We start from the raw sequence: 23,755 nt of genomic DNA on the forward strand, positions 1-23,755 counted from the left end.
AGGAGTGGATAGAAATGTTAAAACATAAAAAGAAAATAATTATAAGTGTAATTGCTATTTTAGTAAGTGGTATTGCTATTGTTGGTGGATATTATGGTATGGGCTACAATTATGCGAAAAAGAATGAAAACTATACAGAGAAACAAGTTCGTGAAATTTCTTTAGCTCATACAAATGGAGAAATTATTAATGTGAAAAAAGAATTCGAATTAGAAGATGACAACTTAGCTCAATCTAAATTTGAATATGAAGTGGAAATCAAGACACCTGAGAATCTATTAAATATTTTAAAGGTTAGTGCTAGAACAGGTACAATAGAAATCAATAATGAAGATTAAAAAATTATCGACAAATAAAATATCGCGTATTTGAAAAAATCCAATAAGCTGCCCATATGGACAGCTTATTTACATAATTCTCGTTAACAGAAGTTAATTATATTTTTCTACGTACTAAATAAAAAGCTAAGGATCCCATAATAACAGGTGCAACGAAATCAAAGAAATGGGAAAAATTAAAAGGAAAAAGAAAAAGAAATGGTATAAGTGTATAGATAACTGCTAGTCCTATAAATACAGGAATTTCAAATTGAAATTCTCTACATCGGTTGATTTTCCTGTATAACACTTCCCCAATTAGACAAGCTACAAGAGCCGGTATACTACCATAAGTGACGATCGTTTTAATAAATCCTAATACAACGTTCGGGTGAATAAAGCTAGGATGAGAAATATATGAAATCAAGAACCATCCAAAAATAAAAGCAAACAGACTTGTAGCATAACTAATTAAAAATTTTATCAACTTAATTATCCTCACAAATTCCTAATATAATCTTCATTGTATGACATAAGGTCCTATTATTGGTAGTAAGAAAACAGCGGATCCTACTCTAAAAAGGCATCCACTCATTCATTATGTGCTTCTATACTTGTTTTGTTTTCTTTGCTCTTGTAAACTTCCAAAAAGCTGCAAGTAGTATGAGAAGCGGTATTCCCTGAATGAAGAGAAATCCTCCAAAAAAATAAAGTGCACGACTAACTAGAGGAGGAGCTGTTGCCGACTCACCCGCAAAATAAGCTCCATAATTAGCCACCCCACCTGCATAATCAGCTATCCCACCTATAAGAAAAGCCACTGGACTTGTGAGTAGATTTATCCCTAAACAGACCGTTATCAATGATAGATTTTTAGCCTTGATTTTTGATGAACCAGACAAGAAAAATAAGAATATTGCAGTGCAAAATATAAGAAACAGTGGTACATAATAAATTTCCATAATACCCCTCCATGACTTTAATTGTACCATCAGCAAGGACAACTTTGTGTAAATTTGGATGAATGGGGTCTTCATGTGAGGTTAACATAACGCCTCATTAACAGTAGTCAATGAGGCATATAATTTTCGTTTTTGGGGACTTGTTTTTTTAGCTTGATAGCGATGGGGTGAGTCATAAATTGTGGCAAATATCCATACTTCTATTAACTCGTTAGTTAAAGAAGAATTTCTTCCACAACTCTTAAGTTATTATAATATGAAAAAATTAAATTCTCCTTCGCAATTCATTCAAATTGGCCGATCATCGCATCTTTTGAATGCCCTGAAAGTGCATAAGTAAAATAATTAATATATCCTATGCAAGAAAGTTAGGCTAGTTAATCGCATATGTTTTATTGAAGGGATGTGATTGAATTATGGAACGGCCGAATTGGGGAATTGGAGGATTAGTATTCGTTGGCTGCATGTTTCTTGGCGGAGGAGTGGGATCTATATTAGGTGATACTCATGCTGGATGGCTAATAGGGATGGGTGCTGGATTTATTGGGATGGCTTTAACGAGACTGATCAGAAAGTAATATAACGGGATTCTTCTGCGGGTAAATAAGGAAATATGTATGTAAGTAATTCATGGTATAAGAGCTCTATAAATTATAGTTAGAAGTTTCTCTTTTCTAAATTTCTCCATACATAGATATGATTCTCGGGTCGGAGGATGGCACCTTAGGGTGTCTTTTTTATGCTCTCTAAAAATGTCTTAACATATAATAGCCGAGTCAATTCACATAATCAAGCTAAAAGATTTTGGCAGATTGCCATCATCTTTTTTGTAATAGAATAGATTCATTACCGTTTCAGACGTATGTATTCATTCATAACCTAACAATAAAAGGGGGGATGATTAAAGGTATGGCGTTTAATGATGAATTAATTTGTCAACAGTTTGCAAGAATTATCGGTGGTCAAGAAGGGTTCGCCGGTGGGAAATGTGTGGCAACAATAAATCGAGATGAAATACAAGCGACAATCTTAGGGAAACGTTTTAGAGTAACAACTTCCTTCTCATTCGAATCAAGAGATAATAAAACTGGACGGGCATTATGTCTAGGCCGGGTAGCGCTATTGCAAAAAGAAGTCAATGCATTTGTTGCTACAATTATTAAACAAGGAATAATCGTTTCGTCTATACACAATGAGTGGTTATGTGATGATCCAAATTTGATTTACGTTAATATTGAAGACGTTGAGGATCCACTAAATTTCGCAAGAAAAGTTAGAAGAGCGTTATGCAATTAACTAATTTCTTTCGTTAAATGTGTGATTTTGTTAATTAGAATATTTCGGATTATTGAATGGTTTTATAAAGTGAAAGAAGACGTTCCATATTTGGAATGTCTTTTCTTGTTGTTTTTTCTAATGTGGGTTGTTACATTATTTTAATTGATTATATGCTACTTATTTTACAACAAAAAGAACTGGGTGAGGTATTCTTAGAGGTGTGTCCTTCGTCATTTATTTTAGCTGGTATTGTACTTTTTATTATGTTTTGCCCAGATTCATTAGATATTTCAAAAAAGATTTGACTACTTTTCAAATAAATAAAAATTAAAAAACCGGTTCTTTCGTAAAGGAACCGGTTTTTTGTAGCGTTTTGCTTAGCGTACGAAATTTGCGTTTTGTTGATGTCACCACACCTCTATCAAGTTATCACATACAAGGTAATAGATGTTTTTTATAATTTGAAAGGAGAGGAAACGAACTTGGAGGGAGTATTGGAACCATACAATAAATACATTGAGGGGGCATGTTTGAGCTATGGACCTATCCTCCCGTTCTAATTAACTAAAAGAAGAATTTTCCCATACCGATTAGACTACTAAGCATTCCGATTCCATTCATGGTGCCTTTTCCTGCTGTCAGTAAGTTTCCAAGCATTCCTGGCTGCCCGTTATTCCCCCATCCCATGGGATTTATCTGTCCTCCCCATCCTGGAGAATTTCCAAAAACACCCCAGTTATTATTGGTATTAAAATTAAAAGCTTTGGCTGGCGGTGATAGTAAAGCGGCAATATGACCCTGTGCGAACATCCCTGTATGATTGAATGGTTGGGGCCAGGGGAAGGGAGGTTTTTGAAAATTAAAACCTGCATGGCCTGGTAATGGAGTCCAATTAGCAGGATGTCCTTGGGGCATCATCCCTGCATAATGGATTGGCTGACCCCAAGAGAAGGGAGGGGGCTCGTGATTGAAACCCGTATAATTGGCTGGTGAATCCCAACCAAATGGATAGACTCGACAACTCCGATTATCGGGAATATTCAGACTATTCATTTCCTCAGCTTTAGTTATTTGGGGCTGTGAATATAATGATGACATTGAAATTTGGTTATTATATTGCTCCCCGTTTCCATTTGAATTCAAATACCAATATTGGTGCATAAGCTTATTCCCCTCACTTTAAAAATGTAATGTTAGACTTAGCCTATGTAATATTCCTTTTTATGGATGGTTACATAACTAGATTTACAAGCCCGTATTTAAAAGAATGGGTGTGTGGTCTTGTTGATTTATCCCGCTATTTGTGGGCAGTAAGACACCGCCCCCTCAAAATTCAGCGAAAGCAAAGAAGTTTGAGGGGGGACTGCCCGTAAAAGTCCCACTGAGTAAAGTTTCACTTTATTTTAGAAGGGTATTTTCAGTTGCTCCTTTTGTTTATTTCAGCCTAATTTAATTTCGGTTAACAAACGTGTTTAAATATTCATTCAAAATCTTATTTAAATGTTTATAAAGGTTTAATCAATAAAAAAGACATTTAAAATGTTATGTTGAGTAATTAGAATTGCTAAAAAGAGAATATCCCTTCGAAGAGTTTGGCAAAATACTGCAAGGACAATGTATTCTTGTGCAGATATGCAAACGACTTAAACGAATCAATGGAATTTATAATGAAGGGGCAAATAAATATATGAGTGAAACATTACATAAAAGAAAACCACCATATTTAATGCTTGTAATCCTTTTTATTGGGGCATTTGTTTCATTTCTAAACAACTCGCTTTTAAATGTAGCCTTGCCATCAATAATGAAGGATTTAGACATTAAAGATTATTCAACGATCCAGTGGCTTTCTACAGGGTATATGCTTGTAAGTGGTATATTAATTCCGGCATCAGCATTTTTAATAACCCGCTTCTCCAATAGGAGCTTATTTATTACATCTATGATGATTTTTATTCTTGGTACGGCCTTAGCGGCTTTAGCACCGAACTTTAGTTTATTACTTACTGGCCGGATGGTTCAAGCAGCAGGTTCTTCAGTCATGGGGCCTTTGTTAATGAATATTATGCTAGTAAGCTTTCCAAGAGAAAAAAGGGGAACAGCAATGGGTATTTTTGGATTAGTTATGATTACAGCTCCAGCAATTGGACCGACACTATCAGGTTATATTGTAGAGTATTATGACTGGCGTTTGCTTTTTGAAATGATTTTACCGTTAGCAATCATTAGCTTATTGTTAGGGATTTGGAAATCGGAGAATATCATGAGACAAAACAAAAATGCAAAACTTGATTATCTCTCATTATTATTATCTTCTGTCGGCTTTGGCGGTTTGTTATATGGATTCAGTTCCGCAAGCTCCGAAGGTTGGACGAATAAAGTTGTTTTAACAACCTTAATCATAGGTGCTATTGCCCTAATTACTTTCATTATCCGTCAATTAAAAATGAATGAACCGTTATTGGATTTACGTGTTTACAAGTATCCAATGTTTGCACTTGCGTCTGTAATTGCAATTGTCAACGCAGTGGCCATGTTTTCGGGTATGATTTTAACACCAGCTTATGTACAAAACGTCCGCGGTATTTCGCCGCTGAGCTCTGGGCTGATGATGCTTCCAGGTGCGGTAATAATGGGGGTTATGTCACCAATTACAGGTAAACTATTTGATAAATATGGCCCTCGGATTCTTGGTATAGTAGGACTTTCCATTACAGCTGTTTCAACTTATATGCTGGCAAACCTGCAAATCGACTCTAGTCACACACATATTATTCTTATTTACACACTGCGGATGTTTGGGATGGCGATGGTGATGATGCCGCTTATGACAAACGGCCTTAATCAATTGCCAACTCGCTTAAATCCGCACGGTACAGCTGTTAATAATACAGCCCAACAAGTGTCCGGTTCGATTGGTACTGCTATTCTTGTTACGATTATGAATTCTGTAACAAAAACAAAAGCTGAGAGCCTAATGGTTGATGTAGATCCAACAACCTTCACAGAAGCTACGAAGGCAATGCTAACTCAGAAGGCTTTATTATCTGGAATTCAATATTCATTCTATGTAGCGCTTGGCATGAATGTTGTTGCACTACTATTAGTTTTTTTCGTTAAACGTGTAGATACAAGCGCGGAAGCTGTCGAGAGGTTAAATCGGTAGAGCAAAATAAAACTCTAGATAATGATTCCTACAAGTTTTTTTGCTGTTTAGTTAGACTATGAAGAAATGCAATTTTCTGCTGCTAAGGCGCGGTATTTAAATTTGGAAAAGAACCAGTGAAATAATTATATATAGTAAAAAGGATCTGATATTCATATCAGATCCTTTTTCATTAGTAACACAACAGTATACTTGCTTATCGTATTTGTTTGAATTGACATTAGAAACTACTGATTTTCCCAATACTACAATCTTTAGCTCTCAATTTCTGATAAACATTATAATAATACGCTTCATTTTAATTTAGTATTTTCTCTGCAAGTTATAAATCTAATATCAACAAACAACTTAGATTACCAACCTTATAAGCAATATCATAATCGTGAATAGTTAGGGAAAAGATAAAATAAGGTAATCAATTACATATCTTTATCCCAGGCGATTCATTGCTATCTTCTTTTTATTGAATGGGATATTTTATTTCATGCTTTTTTGAAAGGGTGTTTTTAATGGATAAAAAAGTATCTGCCATTCCTCAACCGAAAACATATGGATTGCTGGGGAATCTCCCATTAATCGATAAAGATAAACCGACCCTATCCTTTATCAAGATAGCGGAAGAGTATGGTCCCATTTTTCGAATTCAAACTTTAAGTGATACCATCATTGTCGTTTCTGGACATGAACTGGTAGCAGAAGTCTGTGATGAAACACGGTTCGATAAAAGTATAGAGGGTGCTTTAGCAAAGGTTCGTGCCTTTGCTGGAGACGGGTTATTTACAAGCGAGACTCACGAGCCAAACTGGAAAAAAGCTCATAATATTTTGATGCCTACATTCAGCCAACGGGCAATGAAAGATTATCATGCTATGATGGTCGATATTGCCGTACAACTCGTTCAAAAATGGGCACGGCTTAATCCGAATGAAAACGTAGATGTTCCGGAGGATATGACTCGCCTTACATTGGATACAATTGGTCTATGTGGTTTTAATTATCGATTTAATAGCTTTTATCGTGAGACCTCTCATCCTTTTATTACTAGCATGAGCCGCGCTCTAGATGAGGCGATGCACCAATTACAGCGGCTGGATATAGAAGACAAACTCATGTGGAGAACGAAACGTCAATTTCAGCATGATATTCAATCTATGTTTTCTTTAGTAGATAATATTATTGCTGAACGTAAAAGTAGTGGAAATCAGGAAGAAAATGATTTACTTTCCCGTATGTTAAATGTGCAGGATCCGGAAACTGGTGAAAAATTAGATGATGAAAATATTCGTTTCCAAATTATCACTTTTTTAATAGCTGGGCATGAAACAACAAGTGGATTATTATCTTTTGCAATCTATTTTTTATTAAAGAATCCAGATAAATTGAAAAAAGCCTATGAAGAAGTAGATCGGGTTTTAACAGATCCCACTCCAACATACCAACAAGTTATGAAATTAAAGTATATCCGGATGATTTTAAATGAATCGCTACGTCTATGGCCTACTGCTCCAGCATTCAGTCTCTATGCAAAAGAAGATACAGTGATTGGTGGGAAATATCCAATTAAGAAAGGAGAAGATCGTATTTCTGTTCTTATTCCACAGCTACATAGGGATAAAGACGCGTGGGGAGACAATGTGGAAGAATTCCAACCTGAACGATTTGAAGAGCTGGATAAGATTCCCCATCATGCTTATAAGCCATTTGGAAATGGTCAACGAGCATGTATCGGTATGCAGTTTGCACTTCATGAAGCCACACTCGTAATGGGGATGCTTCTTCAACATTTTGAATTCATCGATTATCAAGACTATCAGCTGGACGTAAAACAAACATTAACGCTAAAGCCTGGTGATTTTAAAATTAGGATTCTACCCCGAAATCAAACTATTAGCCATACTACTGTTCTTGCGCCTATAGAGGAGAAACTGAAAAACGATGAAATCGAACAGCAAGTTCAGAAGACTCCTTCTATTATTGGAGCCGATAATCTTTCGCTTCTTGTTCTGTATGGATCGGATACAGGGGTAGCAGAAGGTATTGCAAGAGAACTAGCAGATACAGCTAGTTTAGAAGGTGTTCAAACGGAAGTGGTAGCACTTAACGATCGAATTGGAAGTCTGCCAAAAGAAGGGGCGGTTCTTATTGTAACTTCTTCTTATAATGGAAAACCACCAAGTAATGCAGGGCAGTTTGTGCAATGGTTGGAGGAATTAAAATCGGATGAGCTAAAAGGTGTTCAATACACAGTTTTTGGTTGTGGAGATCATAATTGGGCTAGTACTTATCAGCGAATTCCAAGATACATTGATGAGCAAATGGCTCAAAAAGGAGCAACAAGATTTTCTACACGTGGAGAAGCGGATGCAAGTGGTGATTTCGAGGAACAGCTCGAGCAATGGAAACAAAGTATGTGGTCTGATGCGATGAAGGCATTTGGATTGGAACTTAACAAAAACATTGAGAAAGAACGTAGTACATTAAGTTTACAATTTGTTAGTCGTCTTGGAGGATCTCCTCTTGCGCGAACATATGAAGCAGTTTATGCATCTATACTAGAAAATCGTGAACTTCAATCATCTAGCAGTGAAAGAAGCACGCGACATATTGAGATATCCTTGCCAGAAGGCGCTACGTATCAAGAAGGTGACCACCTTGGGGTGCTGCCAATTAATAGTGAGAAAAATGTCAACCGAATTTTAAAACGCTTTGGATTAAATGGGAAGGATCAAGTCATATTGAGTGCAAGTGGACGAAGTGTAAATCACATACCTTTAGACAGTCCTGTTAGTTTATTTGACCTTCTTAGTTATAGTGTAGAAATTCAAGAAGCAGCCACTCGAGCACAAATACGAGAAATGGTGACATTTACAGCATGCCCTCCTCATAAAAAGGAATTGGAATCATTATTGGAAGAGGGAGTTTATCATGAACAAATATTAAAGAAACGTATGTCAATGTTGGATCTTCTTGAAAAGTATGAGGCTTGTGAACTCCGATTTGAACGCTTTTTAGAACTTCTTCCTGCGCTCAAACCGCGTTACTATTCTATTTCAAGCTCTCCACTCGTTGCACAGGATCGTCTGAGCATTACGGTTGGTGTTGTTAATGCACCTGCATGGAGTGGGGTAGGGACATATGAAGGAGTCGCTTCTAATTATTTAGCTCAGCGTCATAATAAAGATGAGATTATCTGTTTCATTCGAACGCCACAATCAAACTTTCAATTACCTGAAAATCCAGAAACACCAATTATCATGGTTGGACCAGGTACTGGAATTGCACCATTCCGTGGATTCTTGCAAGCGCGTCGTGTTCAAAAGCAAAAAGGTATTAACTTAGGACAAGCACATCTATATTTTGGTTGTCGTCATCCTGAAAAGGATTATCTCTATCGTACAGAACTAGAAAATGATGAAAGAGATGGATTAATCTCTTTACACACAGCTTTTTCTCGCCTAGAAGGATATCCTAAAACATATGTACAGCATTTAATAAAACAAGATAGAATCAATTTAATTTCGTTATTAGATAATGGAGCGCATCTTTATATATGTGGTGATGGAAGTAAAATGGCTCCTGACGTAGAAGACACCCTTTGTCAAGCATATCAAGAAATTCATGAAGTCAGTGAACAAGAAGCAAGGAATTGGCTGGATCGTGTGCAAGATGAAGGGCGATATGGAAAAGATGTTTGGGCCGGAATCTAAATTCTTCTTAATTAGATAAGTAATATGTAACCAATGAACTTGTTTCGAATAATTGTTGATTTAAATAATAAACTTATTTATAAAAATCCCGTATTTTTATTGAATACGGGATTTTCTTATTTTAAATAAGCTGGACTGATACTTTAGAAAAAGAAAAAATCTTATATGAAACCAAAGCTACATAATCTTAGCTTGATGGGCATGGTGTTAACCGATTTATTGACGTGATTTGAAATTTAAACCTTCGCGCACTGGCTGAACAGTTTTTAGCACAGTGTCAAATCGATGGGGGATATAACCGCTTGAATGAATCTTGCCGTAGAAAAATAGTAGATAAATCATTTGACAATTAAAATGCCCTACTTTAATGTATATGCCATAGCATATAATTAGTAAAACAAACAAATTCACTGTGAATAATTGATTGATATGCTATGCCCTTTTATATTTTAATTTATAGAGGTGATATATGAATTTACATGATTTAATAGGCTATCTTGTTCATCGTACTGATGTGAAAATGACTAATTATTTTACTAAGAGATTAAAGCCTTATGGAGTTACGCCAGAGCAGTGGGGGATCATTAGTGTTCTTTGTAGCCAAAGGGGTACTACTCAAAAAGAGTTAGCAGAAGCTATTGATAAAGATCAAACTACTGTCGTAAGAATGATACAGTCAATGGAGAGAAAAGGGATTGTAAAGAAGGCTTTGAATGACCAAGATAGGCGTTCACACAACCTTTTTTTAACTGAAAAAGGTGACGATTTAAAGAAAACAATCTTGCCTGTAGTGAAAGACGCTCACCATTTCGTTACGAGTAATTTGAGAGAAGAAGAGATTAAACAATTACAATCATTATTAAACAAATTGTATGATACGCGCTATTAATATGTGTTCCTTATTGATGCTATGCTATTTATAAGGAACACAATCTGTATTGTATATGCTATAGCATGTACTGTTCATCCTTTTAACATTGAAAAGAGGAATTTACATTGAATCAACCTCAATAAGGTTAATCTCAAGCAATAGGGTAAAGGCAGTAGCTACTATATGAACAATACTGAGTTTTTATCAAATAAATAAGAAAGATGTGATTACTATTTTAATATTAATTAATACTGTAAAAGTTATGTTGTTTCTGTTCTTTTTAATGACAGGTTCGAAAATTATATCTGGGAAAATGGCAGATGAGTTCAAACGATTTGGTTTACCTTCGTTTTTAAATTTCTTAACTGGGGCTTTTGAGATTGTAGGAGCAATTGGAATGTTGATAGGAATTTGGGTCCCAATAGCAGCTTTATTGGCAGGATTTTTGTTAGGCGGTACTATGCTTGCAGCTGCATTAACTCTTATTGTATTAGCGGGAGATCCCTTTAAGAAAGCGATACCTGCGCTTGTTTTGTTTGTCCTTAGTTTAGGGATAAGTTTATATCATATTTTTTAAACATAATAGTAAACCGTTAAACGGTATGTGTTCAAGTTGCTATCATTTTGTAATTATTTTATCCCGCATTAACGGGCAGTAAGACTCCTACCTCAAAATTCGGCGAATGCGAGGGAGTTAGGTGGGAGTCGGGCTGCCCATAAAAGCCCGATTGGTGAAGGCTAATAATCAGTGTGGGGTGAAAATGCAGGTGAAATTTCAAATGAGTGCAGGAGTAATAGCAGTACTCATTTAAGATATTATCTGCGTTCGAATTGAAAATATTGAACTTAGGAGTGAGTGAAAATGGCATATTTACTACAAGTTGATTTTCCGTTTGAAGGTCCTTTTGGTGAAGAAATGGAAAAAGCATTTTTGGATTTAGCAAAAAGTATTAATGAAGAAGACGGATTCCATTGGAAAATATGGACGGAGAATCAAGAAACGAAAGAAGCAGGAGGCATCTATGTATTTGAAGAAAAACAAGATGCTGAAAAATATGGAGAAATGCACAAGAATAGACTTCAAGCATCTGGTGTTAAAGATATTAGAGTAAGAATTTTTCACATCAATGAAAAGTTAACGAAACTGAATCGTGGTTATAGTAAATAATTAGGGGCACGTAATTCAAAAAAAAGAAGGGGATAATCTCCTTCTTTTTTTGAATTGATGCTACAGAAAGAATAGCGTGTTTTTTAATTTAGGGTCATCACTTTTTGATAGTTTGATATCGATGTGACAATACCCCTTTATTATTTTTCAGGTTACAATACATGTATTGCTTCAATAACATATGATCATTCTTAAGAATGTCATTGAAATGTACCAATAGATGTTAGTGCAGCAAAATAAATTGTGTTATGATGTGAGCGAATATAAAGCTATCTAACGGAGGGATTCACATGCCGCATGTTGTGTTTCGTGGAATTACTATTGAACAATTAAAAAGCATAAGCAAGCCATTAGTAGAAGAGCTCGCAGATATCTGTGAGTGTGGTACGGATAATTTCACCTTGGAACTACCAAGTTCTACGTTTGTATTCAATGGAGAAGAAATAGAAGCGTTTCCTCTTATTGAAGTGAAATGGTTCGAGCGTGGACAGGAAATTCGTGATCGATTTGCCAAGGCCATTACTACATATGTAATGGATTTTGGACTTCCAGAAGTAGAGGTTGTATTTACGGTTTTCACAGAATCAGCGTATTATATTAACGGGAAGCATTGTGCAAGTTAGAGCTATTTGAAAGATTTTTATAACATTAAGAAAAGAAATAGGAGAGAACACCCTATTTCTTTTTATTAATATAATAAAATGTGATGACTAGATCCAAAGTAATGATAATAATTAGAAGTACCAAGTGTATAAGTGCATCAGTTTTCCCGTTTAATAAAGATTTTATAAAGAAATCCCATTCTGTTTCATAGGGAGGCTCTGACCAATTTCGTTGCATTCCGAAAGCTATTCCATTTATCAATTTAGCCAAGAAGACTCCTTCCTCAAGGAGCGTGAAGGACGTAGCCTAGGGAGTAGGAGGGAGATGAATTGGCATCGAACAAGAGATGCCAATTCATCTTAATTGTTCGACATATGTAAAGTGTTACCGGACAATTTGTCATAATCACTTCACTATCAATCGAATGTACGTTTGGTATATGGTAGATATATATATCGAAATGGAGGTGAAACGAAGGATGATCAATAAAGCGTATAAATTTCGTATCTATCCAAATAAAGCACAAGCGATCCTGATCAATAAAACGATTGGTTGTTCTCGTTTTGTATTCAATCACTTCCTATCTCTATGGGATAATGCATACAAAGAAACAGGAAAAGGTTTGACATATGGTACATGCTCTGCCAAACTTCCTGCAATGAAGAAAGAGTTTGTTTGGCTAAAAGAAGTGGATAGTATTGCTATTCAATCGTCTGTTCGCAACCTTGCGGATGCTTATACACGCTTTTTTAAAAAACAAAACAGTGCCCCGCGTTTCAAATCTAAAAAGAACAACGTACAATCTTATACCACAAAACAAACAAATGAAAACATTGCTGTTGTGGGAAACAAAATGAAATTGCCGAAACTAGGTCTTGTTCGATTTGCCAAAAGTCGTGAAGTAAAGGGACGTATTTTAAATGCTACGGTTAGACGGAACCCTTCTGGCAGATACTTTGTGTCATTGTTAGTTGAAACAGAAGTGCAAGAACTTCCGAAAACACATTCTTATATTGGAATGGATGTAGGATTAAAAGATTTCGTCATTTTGTCAGATGGAACAACCTATAAAAACCCTAAATTTTTTCGCTCATTGGAAGAGAAGTTGGCAAAAGCACAGCGTGTTCTTTCTAGAAGAATGAAAGGATCTTCTCGCTGGAATAAACAACGAGTAAGGATAGCTAGGATTCATGAATACATAGCTAATGCTAGAAAAGATTACTTGGACAAAATCTCAACTGAAATCATCAAAAACCACGATGTTATCGGTATAGAAGATTTGCAAGTATCGAATATGCTAAAAAATCATAAGTTAGCAAAAGCGATTAGTGAAGTATCTTGGTCACAATTTAGAACGTTGCTAGAATACAAGGCAAAATGGTATGGAAAACAAGTCATTCCGGTATCCAAAACATTTGCTTCAAGCCAATTATGTTCTTGTTGTGGGTATCAAAATAAAGACGTTAAGAATCTAAATCTTCGTGAATGGGATTGTCCTGAGTGCAATAGTCATCACGACAGAGATATTAACGCAAGTATCAATCTTAAAAATGAAGCTTTAAGGCTTCTAACCGTAGGAACTACGGGGATAGCCTAATGAATTAGAAGCCACTAGGCTTCTGTACTTAGGAATCTCCCACTTCAAACAGTCCGTAAGGACGTTAAGTGGTGAGTAGTTCAAGAAAAAGATAATACTTAATAGGATCCTTCCAACAAATACGGCAACTACTTTTAAATTCCAGTGTTTTATCTTAATTATATAAAGGATTGGAAAGAGTATAAGGATCCAAAAAATAATAATATAGATTGTATTTATCATTTTTTACTCCTAATAAAATAATTGTTTTTAATATAGGTGAATTTTCGGATTGAAGGTATGTTTTATTGTTACTAGTTAAAAACAAGGGCCGGAATTCCGGCTCTTTTTCTATCCCGCAAAAGCTCCCTGATTAAAGTGTTACTTTATCTCTCCGTCTCAAAAAACTCAATCCACTCCCCGTCAGGGCCAGCGAAGAATATGTAACGTGTTCCATCTGGTAATGTTTCAATTTCTTCTCCTAGTAAAAAGGTTACTTTGTGGGTTTCTAGTCTTTTGATTTCATCATCTAATGAATCCACTTTAAAGCAAATGTGATGTACTTTTCCTTCTGCCGGAAGGGAAGAGTTGTAACCTTCAATTAGTTCAAGTATCGTTTCTTTCGATTCTTCCACACCTAAAAAAGCGAGTTTTAAGTCTGGATTTGGGTGCCCCATACGTTTAATGAGCTGTAAGCCAACTACTTCTTTATAAAATGAAATAGATGTTTCTAAGTTTGTAACCATAAGTCCAACGTGTTCGATTCGTCTAACTGGCATGTAGATTCCTTCTTTCTGAAAATTATATACAATATATTATTGAAAATTAAGAAAATAAGCAAGATAAAAACCTTACAAATTTTAGCGTGTTATATGGTATAGTGAGAAAGTATGTTTGGGGAGAAGGAAGGAGATTATACGATGAATACAACTACTCAAACTCCTTCATTATCGGAAACAATGAAAGAGTGGCATTATGCATTAGCATATGAAATTAAACATTGGAAAACGATAGGTGGTAGTAAAATCTCTATCATGAACGGTCGTTTTTTATATACAGATTATGAAAGTACAGTATACGTATTTCAGCTTATTTCGGAAGTGAGTTTACCTGAAGGTTCACCAATTCGAATTGAGTTCGATGGTGAGGAAGCGACAGGGGAAGTATTATCTGTACATGGATTAGAAATCGAATTGAAGTTAAATGATTATATACAAGGCGAAATACGAGAAGCCGTTTTATACAGTGAACCGTGGCAATTGTTAGAACAACTACAAGAGCGATTGAAAGAGGCACATAAAGATAAGTTAAAACGTAATCGTATAAAGCGTCTTGTTGATGGGACGAGCAGTCCGAAACATATTGAGAAGATGAAAAATCCGAAAAATGAATTGGCGTATCGTTCGTTTTACAATCCGACAACGTACGTGTGGGGACCACCTGGAACAGGGAAGTCTTACAATTTATCACGTATTATTTCGGCTCATTATCAAAAAGGAAAATCGGTACTTGTATTAGCTCATAGTAATGCGGCAGTAGACGTATTAATGAGCGAAGTAACGAAGCAAATTGAGAAGAAAAAGAAATGGACACCTGGCGAAATTGTTCGTTACGGTTATAGTCAACATGAACATATACGAAATCATGAAACATTACTTACGTCGAAGCTAGTTGAAACGACGAACGGATCTTGGGGAGAAGAAAGACTCTATTTAGAAGAAACACGACAAGATCTTCGTGAAAAGATTTTATCATATAAAGCGACTTCTGCTGATAAGAAGCGTATACAAGAGATTGAAAGTGATCTTCGAAAGCAAAAAGCGAAAATTAAAGAAGTAGAAAAAGAATACATTGAAAACGCGAAAGTAATCGGCGCAACTTTATCGAAATGTGCTATTGATTCACTTATTTATGAGCGTACGTTTGATTTAGTTGTCGTAGATGAAGTGAGTATGGCATATGTTCCGCAAATTGCATTAGCTGCTTCACTTGGAAAACGTATTGTCGTTTGTGGGGACTTTTTACAGTTACCTCCAATTGCGATGGCGAACCATGAACTCGTTCGAAAATGGCTCGGGGAAGATATGTTTTACCATGCCGGGATTGTTGAGTCTGTCAATAAATCAGAAGCACATCCGAACCTCTTTATGTTGCAGGAACAAAGGCGTATGCATGCGGATATATCGAAGTTTACAAACTCATTTATTTATAAAAATAGAGTATATGACCATCCGTCTGTTTCAGAGCGTAAGGAACTTGCGCAATTGCAACCGTTCGCAAATGAGGCAAGTGTTTTATTTGATACGAGCTTAATGGGAGCCTTTTCGTTAAAAGACGCTGCTTCTGGTTCTCGATTTAACATTATGTCTGGTTTAGTAGCGATGCAAATGATGTTAATCGGACTGTTAGATGGTGTTCAATCGATCGGTGTTGTTACACCTTACAGGGCACAATCCCGCTTTTTATCAACGTGTATTAGAGAAATGTTGCAGAGAACGAAATATCAAAACATACCAGTTTTAGCGGCGACGGTTCATAAGTTTCAAGGTTCTGAAAGAGATATGATGATTTTTGATACAGTGGATAGTTATCCGCAAGAACGACCTGGCGTGTTATTCTTTGACCATAAAAACCATCGCCTCGTCAATGTAGCTGTAACGAGAGCGAGAGGGAAGTTCATTCAATTATCAGATTGCCATTATATGCGTAAAAACCTTTCGAGGAAACAAGCGTTATCACAATTAACAGCTCATATAGAACGTCACGGAGATGTATATGATCGCACGACATCAAGACAATTGTGGGAGCGGAAAATTTCGAAACGTTTACGCTGGTTTATGGAAATGAATCTTGAAGAGCCGAAAGGGTTATTGAAAGATGTTTTAGCCGCAAAACGAAAAATTATTATTTCACTTCCAAGTACAAAGCAAGTGGATAAGCGAGTATGGCAAGCGTTAATGCGTACAAATGCGCAAATAACAGTGTATAGTGATGGACCAGTTCCGTTAAAAAATGTAAAGTTACAAAGACAAAATAAAGCATTCCCGTTTATCGTAATCGATGATGAAATCTTTTGGGCAGGAGCACCTCTTACATCTCAAATGATGTTTGAAGGTAGTATGGAATTTCCGTACATATGTGCAAGATTACAAGCACCTGAAACAATTGGCGTATTAAAAGGGTTTTTAGATATTCGGTAAATTCAGATAGGAATTCCTTGACTTTTGCCTGGAATGAACTTAGAATGAAAATAATTTAATATAATTTTATGAAAATTCTTATCACGAGAGGTTGAGGGACTGGCCCTATGACACCTCGGCAGCGGATTCTTTATGAATACTGTGCCAATTCCAGCAAGGTAACTTGAAAGATAAGAAAGAAGCTCATTTGACTGTATATACAGAAGCCTCTTTCTATCTTTTAGAAAGAGGCTTTTTTACGTGAAAATAAAAGGAGGAAGAAAAATGGGAGCGACAGGAGTAACGTCACAAAGAAAAACAATTGAAGAGAGTATAGAAAGAAATAAGGAAAAGTACATAGAAACAAGTCATAATATTCATGCGAATCCAGAGATTGGTAACCAAGAATTTTATGCATCGAGAACGTTAAGTTTATTACTAGGTAGTGCAGGATTCCAGTTGCAGCACAATATAGCTGGTCATGAAACAGGATTTATCGCGCGGAAAAGTTCAGGAAAACAAGGACCAGTTATCGCATTTTTAGCCGAGTATGACGCTTTACCAGGACTCGGTCATGCATGTGGTCACAATTTAATTGGCACAATTAGCGTTGCAGCAGCGATAGCATTATCAGAAACGCTTGAAGAAATTGGCGGAGAAGTTGTCGTGTTCGGAACACCAGCAGAAGAAGGCGGGCCAAATGGTAGCGCAAAATCGAGTTATGTGAAAGCTGGCTTATTTAAAAACATTGATGCGGCGCTTATGATTCATCCGAGCGGAAAAACAGCTCCAACGAGTCCATCACTAGCAGTTGATCCACTTGATTTTCATTTTTACGGAAAAACAGCTCATGCAGCAGCCTCACCAGAAGAAGGAATTAACGCATTAGATGCGATTATCCAGCTGTATAACAGTATTAATGCACTTCGCCAACAACTTCCGTCAGATGTGAAAATTCACGGAGTTATTACTGAAGGCGGGAAAGCACCTAACATTATTCCTGACTACGCTGCGGCACGCTTCTTCATCCGCGCAGCAACGAGAAAAAGATGTGCGGAAGTAACAGAGAAAGTAAGAAACATCGCACAAGGGGCAGCATTAGCAACAGGCACAAAAGTAAAAATTCATCAATTCCAAAATGAAATTGATGAATTGCTCGTAACAAAAACATTTAATGACGTCGTAGCGGAAGAGTTAGAACTACTAGGTGAAGATGTAAACCGTAAAGAAAGAGTAGGAATTGGCTCAACAGATGCAGGAAACGTAAGCCAAGTCGTACCGACAATTCATCCGTACATTAAAATTGGACCAGATGACTTAATTGCGCATACGAATGAATTTAGAGAAGCAGCACGTTCAGAACTTGGAGATAAAGCGCTAATTACATCCGCAAAAGCACTAGCAAATACAGCATATCGATTAATTACGGAAGAAGGGCTGTTAGAGAAGGTGAAGGAAGAGTTTAGAGAGGCGCAGAGGAATCAGGGGTAAGTGATTGTAAGGAGGAGTGGATTATCCATTCCTTTTTCTTTTTGGAGGAAAGCTCCTACCTAATCCAAAAAAGAAAATTGTACGTTTAGACATAAAATTGACACATTTTGATTTGTTCCCTGTACGTTAAGGAATTAGTTTGTATATTTGAGGAGATGTACGAGACAGGTGTGAATTTAGGGGAATCCAATATTTTCTATTCAAATATGATAGAATAGAAGTATATCCAAAACGGAGGAACAACAAATGAACTCAAACACAAAACAGTTTATTTATGATATCCAGCAAAGAAAAAACAATTATATGGAAAATGTATTAAAGGCAATACAACACCTTAAAAAAGAGTAATCTGAGCAGATCATTCAAAATATAGTAGAGAAGATGGATATGATGATTAGTTTAGTTACTACTTACATGGCTATTGAATCAGAATCTATAAAAGAATTAAAAGAGCTTCAGGAAGAAATTATTCATGCCCAAGCATATATTCAAAAACGAAAATTTGAAGAAACACAGAGATAAAACCCTGTGTTTTTATTTGGTCGTCTATGAAGCCAATCTGTTATAAATCAAATTAAGGGATTAGGTACACTTACCATATTGTGTTCACTAAAGTCATTTCCCTCCAAATAACTCATTATATAAGACTCCTTTCTAACTTACAGTCTTTCTCTCACTATATGATATAAATCCTATAAATATGCTAGAAGGATAATTCATTATATGGACGAAAATAACATTTTAATAAGTTACGTTTTCTATTCCTAAATTACTAAAAAATTATTTATATACGATTCTTTTTTACTAGTTAATAGGTAATGATATAGGGATACTTTGCATGTACATCTAGGTTGTTCCTTTCAGGCTATGTATCATTTTAAATACGCCCTTTATTAGAATAGTGCTCATACTTTTTTTGAGATTCTTTCGTAATACGTGCGTTAAGTAAAATTGCTAACAACAAAAACACTCCATATGTTCCCCCTGTTGCTCCTATGATAACCACACTACTACAAACAAGTACAATTAGTAGGAGTAACGAAACCAAATAAATATGTTCATAGTTCTTTGACATCTTCTCGTATTTTATGCGTTTTTTCCTTGCATCCATCTAAATTCCTCCTTTACATTATCCATTTCACTATCAAATAAATCTCGCCCTTAAAAGGGAAAGAATATATCTTTTTAAATAATTAGCTTGTTTTTTTATCAACTAATTTATATAACGTAAAAAGAAATCCTACCAATATTAAGCTTTCCACCATGATAATCCCGACCATCTCCTTCCGTTTTAACTCCAACACATCAGATAAAAGTAGCAAACAAAAAGGATCCTCCCTTCTTTTAAAGGTTGATCCTTTTCTTCATGCATTCAACTATTCTTGATTAATTAGAATAACAGCGGGTCCATCTACACGAATTCCACCAACTTCGATTTTTTCATAAGGCTCAACTGTAATAGAAATGACCCCTTCCCGCTTCTTTAATTCATTACTTAATTCTTTTGTTAACATTTTTTTCATGTGTGCACTCCTTCTTACTGCTTAATTTATTATTGTTATGTAAATGAAATTAAAAATGGTTTCCTGGTCTGGAAACCATTTTTTGTAGTTGACCATACAGTGTTACCAGTTCGTTTATCAATTTTACGTAAAGAAGAGATAAACAATTACCTATTCACTGTCTCAGTAGATGTAAGGAACTCTTAAAGAGATAGCGGTGAGATCGATTGTTTTTTCTTCTAGAAATAATGACTTAGATAATATATTACCTAAAACAATGAAAGCCCTACCTCTCTTTCATCCTTACGGATCCTTGTCCGTGCCAGTGTGAATCAGGATTGCAAAAATCAAGTGACTATTTGATCGCGTTATTTGATGGAACTTCGAACGCTCGTAAAAGAAATTTAAAATAAAAATGGATTAGATTGAAGTAATAACAAAAGAGGTTTCTACTCAAAAAGTGAGTTGAAGAAGTTGAATGTCTTTGAAATGATTTACTTTTAATAATAATCATATTCCCGAAAAATTCAGGATATTTTCGGGGTATGTAATACATTATCTATAATGAATCTTAACAGAAACTTTTCATTTGATTTTCAGTGATCCCTTTAATTAATCCTAGTTCACTAATCAAAAATTCATGTGCGTTATCCAACATTTTTTTTTCGCTTGTATTCAGTGCTTTTTCTTTCTTCATACGCATTAAATCACGTACAACTTCGGCACCTTCTTGTATTTCACCCGTTTTTATTTTGTCCGTGTTCACTTTATACCTTTGTTTCCATGGTAATAATCTATCTGATTCTCCATGCTGAAAAATGTGTATAATGTGTTTTAATGCAAGTATATCAGTAACTGGGCGTATACTCGAACTTAATATTTTCCCCATAGGAATCATGACTTGCATATTATTGATTGACATTTTTATAACATAATACTGTTGTTTTTTTCCTGAGAATTCTTTTTCTTCTATGGCTTCAATTATACCTGCTCCGTGCATTGGATAAACAATGTTATCGCCAATTTGAAACATATAATCCACCTCCATATATGGTAACCTTCTTAACCTTAACATATATGTGTTTTTTTATCAAATATTTTATAATATCATAAAATCATTTTTGTAGTCAACTACTTTTTTAGCGAAAATTAAATTAAGTAAAAAACACCCCCAAAATAATAGGGAGTGTATCAGATTCCCCATAAAGGGAAGGGGAATTTTCCCTCTTATATTCTGAAATCTCTACTCATTAACGTAGATCAGTTTTCCCTTGAAAACGACCAAATCGCTCCCGTATTTTTTTCAATCTTGTGTGGTACTCCAAAATCTCAATTCTTGCTTTTTCAGCTAGAGGTGCAATTGGTCGTAAGTCTTTTAGCCCCCAATAATCAACCACTACATCAAGTACTTGATCAAAATATTGTAGTGGTCCATAATTCGCTTCTTTTGCAATCACAGCCATTCTATTTTCAAAATCAGGCATGACGGCACCTGGCATTTTAAAATTCTTAATCACATTGGCAATATGATAGCAATAATTAGGTTCCAATTCCAAATGTGTTCGAATGACATCTCGATAAAACGCATAATGAAGAGTCTCATCTTTTGCAAGACGGCGTAATAATGTAGCAAGATCTGGATCATGCTTACTTGCAACCTTAGCGACATTATTGTAAAACACCATCGTTGCAAGTTCTTGTAGCGTCGTATATGTCATCGCTTCGATTGGTGTGTGAAAATCGGGCTCAAATCCACCCTCAACGACCGACTTTCTTAATTCATGTAATCGTCTGGGATTCACACTTCGAGTAAGTAGTAAATATGTCTCCAACAAATTCGAATGTTGATCCTCTTCTGAAGTCCAAGTATGAATAAAGTCTGTAATAACAGAAAGAGAACCTTTAAAAGTCGCAGATAAATACGTTGTAAACCATGGTAAATTCACTTCTGTTAATAAAGCTGTTTCAATGGCCGTAATTACACCAGAAGGAAGAGTAACTTGACTTTCATCCCAAGGAACTCTTTTAAAGTCCACTCCCTTATCCCATGGTAAAAACTCATGATAACCCCAGTCTATCTTCTGCGCTCTTATTTTATGTTGTTCATACAGTTCTTTTAAACTTGGTTCTAATCGGAAATCTAAATCATTTGTTAGCATATAAGTGCCCCTTTTCTGATCATAGATAGCCATTCTATTTTCACATTCATTTTTATCCTTAAAAATTTTCTACAAATGAATATTACTTTCCTTTTTTTAAGTCAAACATAACAAATTTGTAACAAAACTCTTTAAGAGCGCTATAATTTCATATACTATTTTCATATCAAAAGGGGGCCCGCCACACATCCATCAACTTAAGGATTTAGACTATTTTTGAATTTAAAAGCACGTTACTATTCTCTTATGTTAATAAGAGAATAGTAACAAATTCCTCAATCCATGATGATACTCCTATTACTACAGTAACTCTTGCATACATTCTTGTACAAGAGTTACTGCCTGACTCATAGTGCCACCACCACCAAATGCAGCTGTCACTCCCACCGCCTCAAAGATCTCCTGTTCTGAAGCTCCTTGATCTAGACATCCTTTAATGTGATAAATGATACAATATTCATCCTGAGAATAAAGGCTAATACCTAAAGCAATTAACTGTTTTTGCTTTTTTGATAAGGTGCCTTCTTTAAAGCATTCCTCTGTAAAGGAATTAAATTGTTCAGCTAGTTTAGGCATCTTCTCAGTAAATAAACCCAAACCATACTCTTATAATGAAGAAGTGCAGATTCTGTAGAATTTCTACCTTCAAATTCCATATTTAATCCAACTCCATTTCTCATATTTTTCAAACAAAGTTAGTATGAACCTAATGGGAATGGATGAAACAAAAACGATATCGATTTCAAAGTGAGTGAAAGAGGAGAAAGGATTTAGAGGCAAGATATAACAAAAATTAACTAATAGTATTGCACACACGATATGGATAATGCATCGACTTCTGTAAAAGGATAACGTAAAAAGGAAGTGATGATATGGAAAAACAGAGTGTAGTCAATACATTAAATGCCTTTCTAAAAGGGCAGTACATGGGTATTCATGCCTATGAGCATTATATAGAGAAGCTAAAAGATCCAGGAATAAAAAAGAAATTTCAAAAAATACAACAAGATCACAAACAACATGCCTTAAAAGTAGCAGAAAGAATACAAAATCTTGGAGGGGTACCGGTTGATAATGAAGGAATCGTTGGCGCTGTTCAAGGTTTTATAAGTCAATTTACAGTACTAGATACAACAGAAGGAATTGTAAATAGCGCGTTAAAGGGCGAAGGTTATTATGGCGTTCAAATATCAGAAGAAATTGTACATGGTGATTTGGATCCAGAAAGTCATATGTTAATACATGATATTTTAGATAAAGATAGGGAACATGTACATGTATTAAAACAACTTGCGTATTAACATTTTTAGTTACACGGTATCATAATGGAAAGAAGATATTTAAAATAACCCCACATATGTTCACAAGACATGTAAATACTAATACTTGTTTTAGTACTTTAATTCCAAAGTATTAAAGCAGGATTACTAACTGCGATACTAGGAGGACGTTACTATGAATATTCGTGAAGGATTAATTCCAACTACATTGGGTACAGCAGTTACAGCTGCGGGCTATGCTTTGAAGCAAACTCGTGGATCTAATAAGATGATTGCAAATACAGTATTTGGATTTGGTTTAGCTCACGTTGTTTTAGGTGTAATTGATCTTGTGGAACATCGTCGTTAGAAGAAAAGGCAAGCATATTTTGATGCTTGCCTTTTTAATACAGTATGTTTTTTTGATTTATTAAAGTAATCCATAAATTAAGAACTATGAAAAGGCGGTTACATGCTCAATATGTAGACAAGAAGGATTTTGTTATGCAGGCTAAAG

At 35.5% G+C, this 23,755-nt stretch carries 22 protein-coding genes, 4 pseudogenes and 1 riboswitch; of the genes and pseudogenes, 15 read left to right on the forward strand and 11 right to left on the reverse strand.

All coding sequences use genetic code 11. The features are described from left to right. The first annotated feature begins 14 nt into the window (after positions 1-14). Positions 15-338: a PepSY domain-containing protein gene (locus ABH959_RS16995; protein ID WP_002161193.1), complete on the forward strand. Its 324-nt coding sequence runs from the start codon at positions 15-17 to the stop codon at positions 336-338. Positions 339-435: 97 nt separating this feature from the next. On the opposite strand, the gene ABH959_RS17000 is transcribed toward ABH959_RS16995, so the two are convergent. Both ABH959_RS17000 and ABH959_RS17005 read right to left on the reverse strand, forming a co-directional pair. Next, complete coding sequence (locus tag ABH959_RS17000) at positions 436-813, reverse strand: hypothetical protein (protein WP_404493010.1); 378 nt, start codon at positions 811-813, stop codon at positions 436-438. A gap of 112 nt (positions 814-925) precedes the next feature. Beyond that, positions 926-1,279 (reverse strand): hypothetical protein, encoded by a 354-nt coding sequence (locus ABH959_RS17005; RefSeq protein ID WP_002137171.1) that lies wholly within the window; start codon positions 1,277-1,279, stop codon positions 926-928. Between the two features lie 416 nt (positions 1,280-1,695). Here ABH959_RS17005 and ABH959_RS17010 point away from each other — a divergent pair, with 416 nt between their 5' ends. Next, the gene (locus ABH959_RS17010; RefSeq protein WP_000441003.1) at positions 1,696-1,857 is read left to right on the forward strand and encodes a hypothetical protein; all 162 of its coding nucleotides are present in this window, start codon (positions 1,696-1,698) and stop codon (positions 1,855-1,857) included. A 319-nt stretch (positions 1,858-2,176) separates the two neighbouring features. Further along, positions 2,177-2,575: a DUF1259 domain-containing protein gene (locus tag ABH959_RS17015; protein WP_113935864.1), complete on the forward strand. Its 399-nt coding sequence runs from the start codon at positions 2,177-2,179 to the stop codon at positions 2,573-2,575. 546 nt (positions 2,576-3,121) lie between these two features. Here ABH959_RS17015 and ABH959_RS17020 read toward each other — a convergent pair. Next, positions 3,122-3,718, reverse strand: a complete 597-nt coding sequence (locus ABH959_RS17020) for a hypothetical protein (protein ID WP_404492944.1) — start codon at positions 3,716-3,718, stop codon at positions 3,122-3,124. A 526-nt stretch (positions 3,719-4,244) separates the two neighbouring features. On the opposite strand from ABH959_RS17020, the gene ABH959_RS17025 reads away from it, so the two are divergent. The 6 genes from ABH959_RS17025 to ABH959_RS17050 all read left to right on the forward strand — a co-directional run bounded on the left by ABH959_RS17025 (position 4,245) and on the right by ABH959_RS17050 (position 12,092). Further along, on the forward strand, positions 4,245-5,723 hold the full coding sequence (locus ABH959_RS17025; RefSeq protein WP_404492945.1) for a DHA2 family efflux MFS transporter permease subunit: 1,479 nt from the start codon (positions 4,245-4,247) through the stop codon (positions 5,721-5,723). A 509-nt stretch (positions 5,724-6,232) separates the two neighbouring features. Continuing rightward, positions 6,233-9,430, forward strand: a complete 3,198-nt coding sequence (gene cypD, locus ABH959_RS17030) for a bifunctional P-450/NADPH--P450 reductase (protein ID WP_113935860.1) — start codon at positions 6,233-6,235, stop codon at positions 9,428-9,430. A gap of 469 nt (positions 9,431-9,899) precedes the next feature. Continuing rightward, positions 9,900-10,319: a MarR family winged helix-turn-helix transcriptional regulator gene (locus ABH959_RS17035; RefSeq protein ID WP_113935859.1), complete on the forward strand. Its 420-nt coding sequence runs from the start codon at positions 9,900-9,902 to the stop codon at positions 10,317-10,319. Positions 10,320-10,527: 208 nt separating this feature from the next. Continuing rightward, positions 10,528-10,878 (forward strand): DoxX family protein, encoded by a 351-nt coding sequence (locus tag ABH959_RS17040; RefSeq protein ID WP_113936093.1) that lies wholly within the window; start codon positions 10,528-10,530, stop codon positions 10,876-10,878. Between the two features lie 285 nt (positions 10,879-11,163). Then, entirely contained in the window at positions 11,164-11,469 is a 306-nt protein-coding gene (locus ABH959_RS17045) for a monooxygenase (RefSeq protein ID WP_219303049.1), read from the forward strand. A 290-nt stretch (positions 11,470-11,759) separates the two neighbouring features. Further along, the gene (locus ABH959_RS17050) at positions 11,760-12,092 is read left to right on the forward strand and encodes a DUF1904 family protein (RefSeq protein ID WP_002142404.1); all 333 of its coding nucleotides are present in this window, start codon (positions 11,760-11,762) and stop codon (positions 12,090-12,092) included. A 52-nt stretch (positions 12,093-12,144) separates the two neighbouring features. On the opposite strand, the pseudogene ABH959_RS17055 reads toward ABH959_RS17050, so the two are convergent. Then, positions 12,145-12,330 (reverse strand): annotated as a pseudogene (locus ABH959_RS17055) (hypothetical protein); the annotation flags it as partial. Positions 12,331-12,550: 220 nt separating this feature from the next. Between ABH959_RS17055 and tnpB the strand changes: the two are divergent. Then, positions 12,551-13,669 (forward strand): IS200/IS605 family element RNA-guided endonuclease TnpB, encoded by a 1,119-nt coding sequence (gene tnpB / locus ABH959_RS17060; protein ID WP_016101077.1) that lies wholly within the window; start codon positions 12,551-12,553, stop codon positions 13,667-13,669. Positions 13,670-13,687: 18 nt separating this feature from the next. On the opposite strand, the pseudogene ABH959_RS17065 reads toward tnpB, so the two are convergent. Then, positions 13,688-13,891, reverse strand: a pseudogene (locus ABH959_RS17065) (hypothetical protein); the annotation flags it as partial. A gap of 143 nt (positions 13,892-14,034) precedes the next feature. Next, the gene (locus ABH959_RS17070; protein WP_219303045.1) at positions 14,035-14,427 is read right to left on the reverse strand and encodes a VOC family protein; all 393 of its coding nucleotides are present in this window, start codon (positions 14,425-14,427) and stop codon (positions 14,035-14,037) included. 111 nt (positions 14,428-14,538) lie between these two features. On the opposite strand from ABH959_RS17070, the gene ABH959_RS17075 reads away from it, so the two are divergent. From ABH959_RS17075 to ABH959_RS17085, 3 genes and pseudogenes are all read left to right on the forward strand, one after another. Next, positions 14,539-16,848: an AAA domain-containing protein gene (locus ABH959_RS17075; protein WP_404492946.1), complete on the forward strand. Its 2,310-nt coding sequence runs from the start codon at positions 14,539-14,541 to the stop codon at positions 16,846-16,848. A 75-nt stretch (positions 16,849-16,923) separates the two neighbouring features. Continuing rightward, positions 16,924-17,025: riboswitch (SAM riboswitch) on the forward strand. 87 nt (positions 17,026-17,112) lie between these two features. After that, positions 17,113-18,318 (forward strand): M20 family metallopeptidase, encoded by a 1,206-nt coding sequence (locus ABH959_RS17080; protein ID WP_404492947.1) that lies wholly within the window; start codon positions 17,113-17,115, stop codon positions 18,316-18,318. A gap of 246 nt (positions 18,319-18,564) precedes the next feature. Continuing rightward, positions 18,565-18,840 (forward strand): annotated as a pseudogene (locus ABH959_RS17085) (hypothetical protein). A 355-nt stretch (positions 18,841-19,195) separates the two neighbouring features. Here the strand turns inward: ABH959_RS17085 and ABH959_RS17090 are convergent. The 5 genes and pseudogenes from ABH959_RS17090 to ABH959_RS17110 form a co-directional block, all read right to left on the reverse strand. Continuing rightward, positions 19,196-19,429 (reverse strand): hypothetical protein, encoded by a 234-nt coding sequence (locus tag ABH959_RS17090; RefSeq protein ID WP_404492948.1) that lies wholly within the window; start codon positions 19,427-19,429, stop codon positions 19,196-19,198. 265 nt (positions 19,430-19,694) lie between these two features. Then, positions 19,695-19,841 carry a BC1881 family protein gene (locus tag ABH959_RS17095; protein WP_000738549.1) on the reverse strand — a complete coding sequence of 49 codons (147 nt, stop codon included), beginning with the start codon at positions 19,839-19,841 and terminating at the stop codon, positions 19,695-19,697. Positions 19,842-20,391: 550 nt separating this feature from the next. After that, complete coding sequence (locus ABH959_RS17100) at positions 20,392-20,853, reverse strand: CarD family transcriptional regulator (protein ID WP_404492949.1); 462 nt, start codon at positions 20,851-20,853, stop codon at positions 20,392-20,394. Between the two features lie 217 nt (positions 20,854-21,070). Then, the gene (locus tag ABH959_RS17105) at positions 21,071-21,979 is read right to left on the reverse strand and encodes an acyl-ACP desaturase (RefSeq protein ID WP_404492950.1); all 909 of its coding nucleotides are present in this window, start codon (positions 21,977-21,979) and stop codon (positions 21,071-21,073) included. 300 nt (positions 21,980-22,279) lie between these two features. Continuing rightward, positions 22,280-22,635 (reverse strand): annotated as a pseudogene (locus ABH959_RS17110) (carboxymuconolactone decarboxylase family protein). A 216-nt stretch (positions 22,636-22,851) separates the two neighbouring features. Between ABH959_RS17110 and ABH959_RS17115 the strand changes: the two are divergent. Next, on the forward strand, positions 22,852-23,280 hold the full coding sequence (locus ABH959_RS17115) for a ferritin-like domain-containing protein (RefSeq protein WP_404492951.1): 429 nt from the start codon (positions 22,852-22,854) through the stop codon (positions 23,278-23,280). Between the two features lie 154 nt (positions 23,281-23,434). Beyond that, complete coding sequence (locus tag ABH959_RS17120; protein WP_001025956.1) at positions 23,435-23,608, forward strand: hypothetical protein; 174 nt, start codon at positions 23,435-23,437, stop codon at positions 23,606-23,608. Positions 23,609-23,755: the final 147 nt, after the last annotated feature.

It is taken from the genome of Bacillus sp. RC51, from assembly GCF_044908115.1.
In the GTDB taxonomy this organism is placed as follows: domain Bacteria; phylum Bacillota; class Bacilli; order Bacillales; family Bacillaceae_G; genus Bacillus_A; species Bacillus_A mycoides.

Coding starts and splice junctions, on each gene's coding strand:
- ABH959_RS17120 (WP_001025956.1), top strand. CDS start 23,435: ATGAATATTCGTGAAGGATTAATTCCAACTACATTGGGTACAGCAGTT.
- ABH959_RS17015 (WP_113935864.1), top strand. CDS start 2,177: ATGATTAAAGGTATGGCGTTTAATGATGAATTAATTTGTCAACAGTTT.
- ABH959_RS17100 (WP_404492949.1), bottom strand. CDS start 20,853: ATGTTTCAAATTGGCGATAACATTGTTTATCCAATGCACGGAGCAGGT.
- ABH959_RS17010 (WP_000441003.1), top strand. CDS start 1,696: ATGGAACGGCCGAATTGGGGAATTGGAGGATTAGTATTCGTTGGCTGC.
- ABH959_RS17035 (WP_113935859.1), top strand. CDS start 9,900: ATGAATTTACATGATTTAATAGGCTATCTTGTTCATCGTACTGATGTG.
- ABH959_RS17075 (WP_404492946.1), top strand. CDS start 14,539: ATGTTTGGGGAGAAGGAAGGAGATTATACGATGAATACAACTACTCAA.
- ABH959_RS17090 (WP_404492948.1), bottom strand. CDS start 19,429: ATGGATGCAAGGAAAAAACGCATAAAATACGAGAAGATGTCAAAGAAC.
- ABH959_RS17105 (WP_404492950.1), bottom strand. CDS start 21,979: ATGCTAACAAATGATTTAGATTTCCGATTAGAACCAAGTTTAAAAGAA.
- ABH959_RS17115 (WP_404492951.1), top strand. CDS start 22,852: ATGGAAAAACAGAGTGTAGTCAATACATTAAATGCCTTTCTAAAAGGG.
- ABH959_RS17080 (WP_404492947.1), top strand. CDS start 17,113: ATGGGAGCGACAGGAGTAACGTCACAAAGAAAAACAATTGAAGAGAGT.
- ABH959_RS17050 (WP_002142404.1), top strand. CDS start 11,760: ATGCCGCATGTTGTGTTTCGTGGAATTACTATTGAACAATTAAAAAGC.
- cypD (WP_113935860.1), top strand. CDS start 6,233: ATGGATAAAAAAGTATCTGCCATTCCTCAACCGAAAACATATGGATTG.
- ABH959_RS17025 (WP_404492945.1), top strand. CDS start 4,245: ATGAGTGAAACATTACATAAAAGAAAACCACCATATTTAATGCTTGTA.
- ABH959_RS17045 (WP_219303049.1), top strand. CDS start 11,164: ATGGCATATTTACTACAAGTTGATTTTCCGTTTGAAGGTCCTTTTGGT.
- ABH959_RS17020 (WP_404492944.1), bottom strand. CDS start 3,718: ATGCACCAATATTGGTATTTGAATTCAAATGGAAACGGGGAGCAATAT.
- ABH959_RS17005 (WP_002137171.1), bottom strand. CDS start 1,279: ATGGAAATTTATTATGTACCACTGTTTCTTATATTTTGCACTGCAATA.
- ABH959_RS17070 (WP_219303045.1), bottom strand. CDS start 14,427: ATGCCAGTTAGACGAATCGAACACGTTGGACTTATGGTTACAAACTTA.
- ABH959_RS16995 (WP_002161193.1), top strand. CDS start 15: ATGTTAAAACATAAAAAGAAAATAATTATAAGTGTAATTGCTATTTTA.
- tnpB (WP_016101077.1), top strand. CDS start 12,551: ATGATCAATAAAGCGTATAAATTTCGTATCTATCCAAATAAAGCACAA.
- ABH959_RS17095 (WP_000738549.1), bottom strand. CDS start 19,841: ATGAAAAAAATGTTAACAAAAGAATTAAGTAATGAATTAAAGAAGCGG.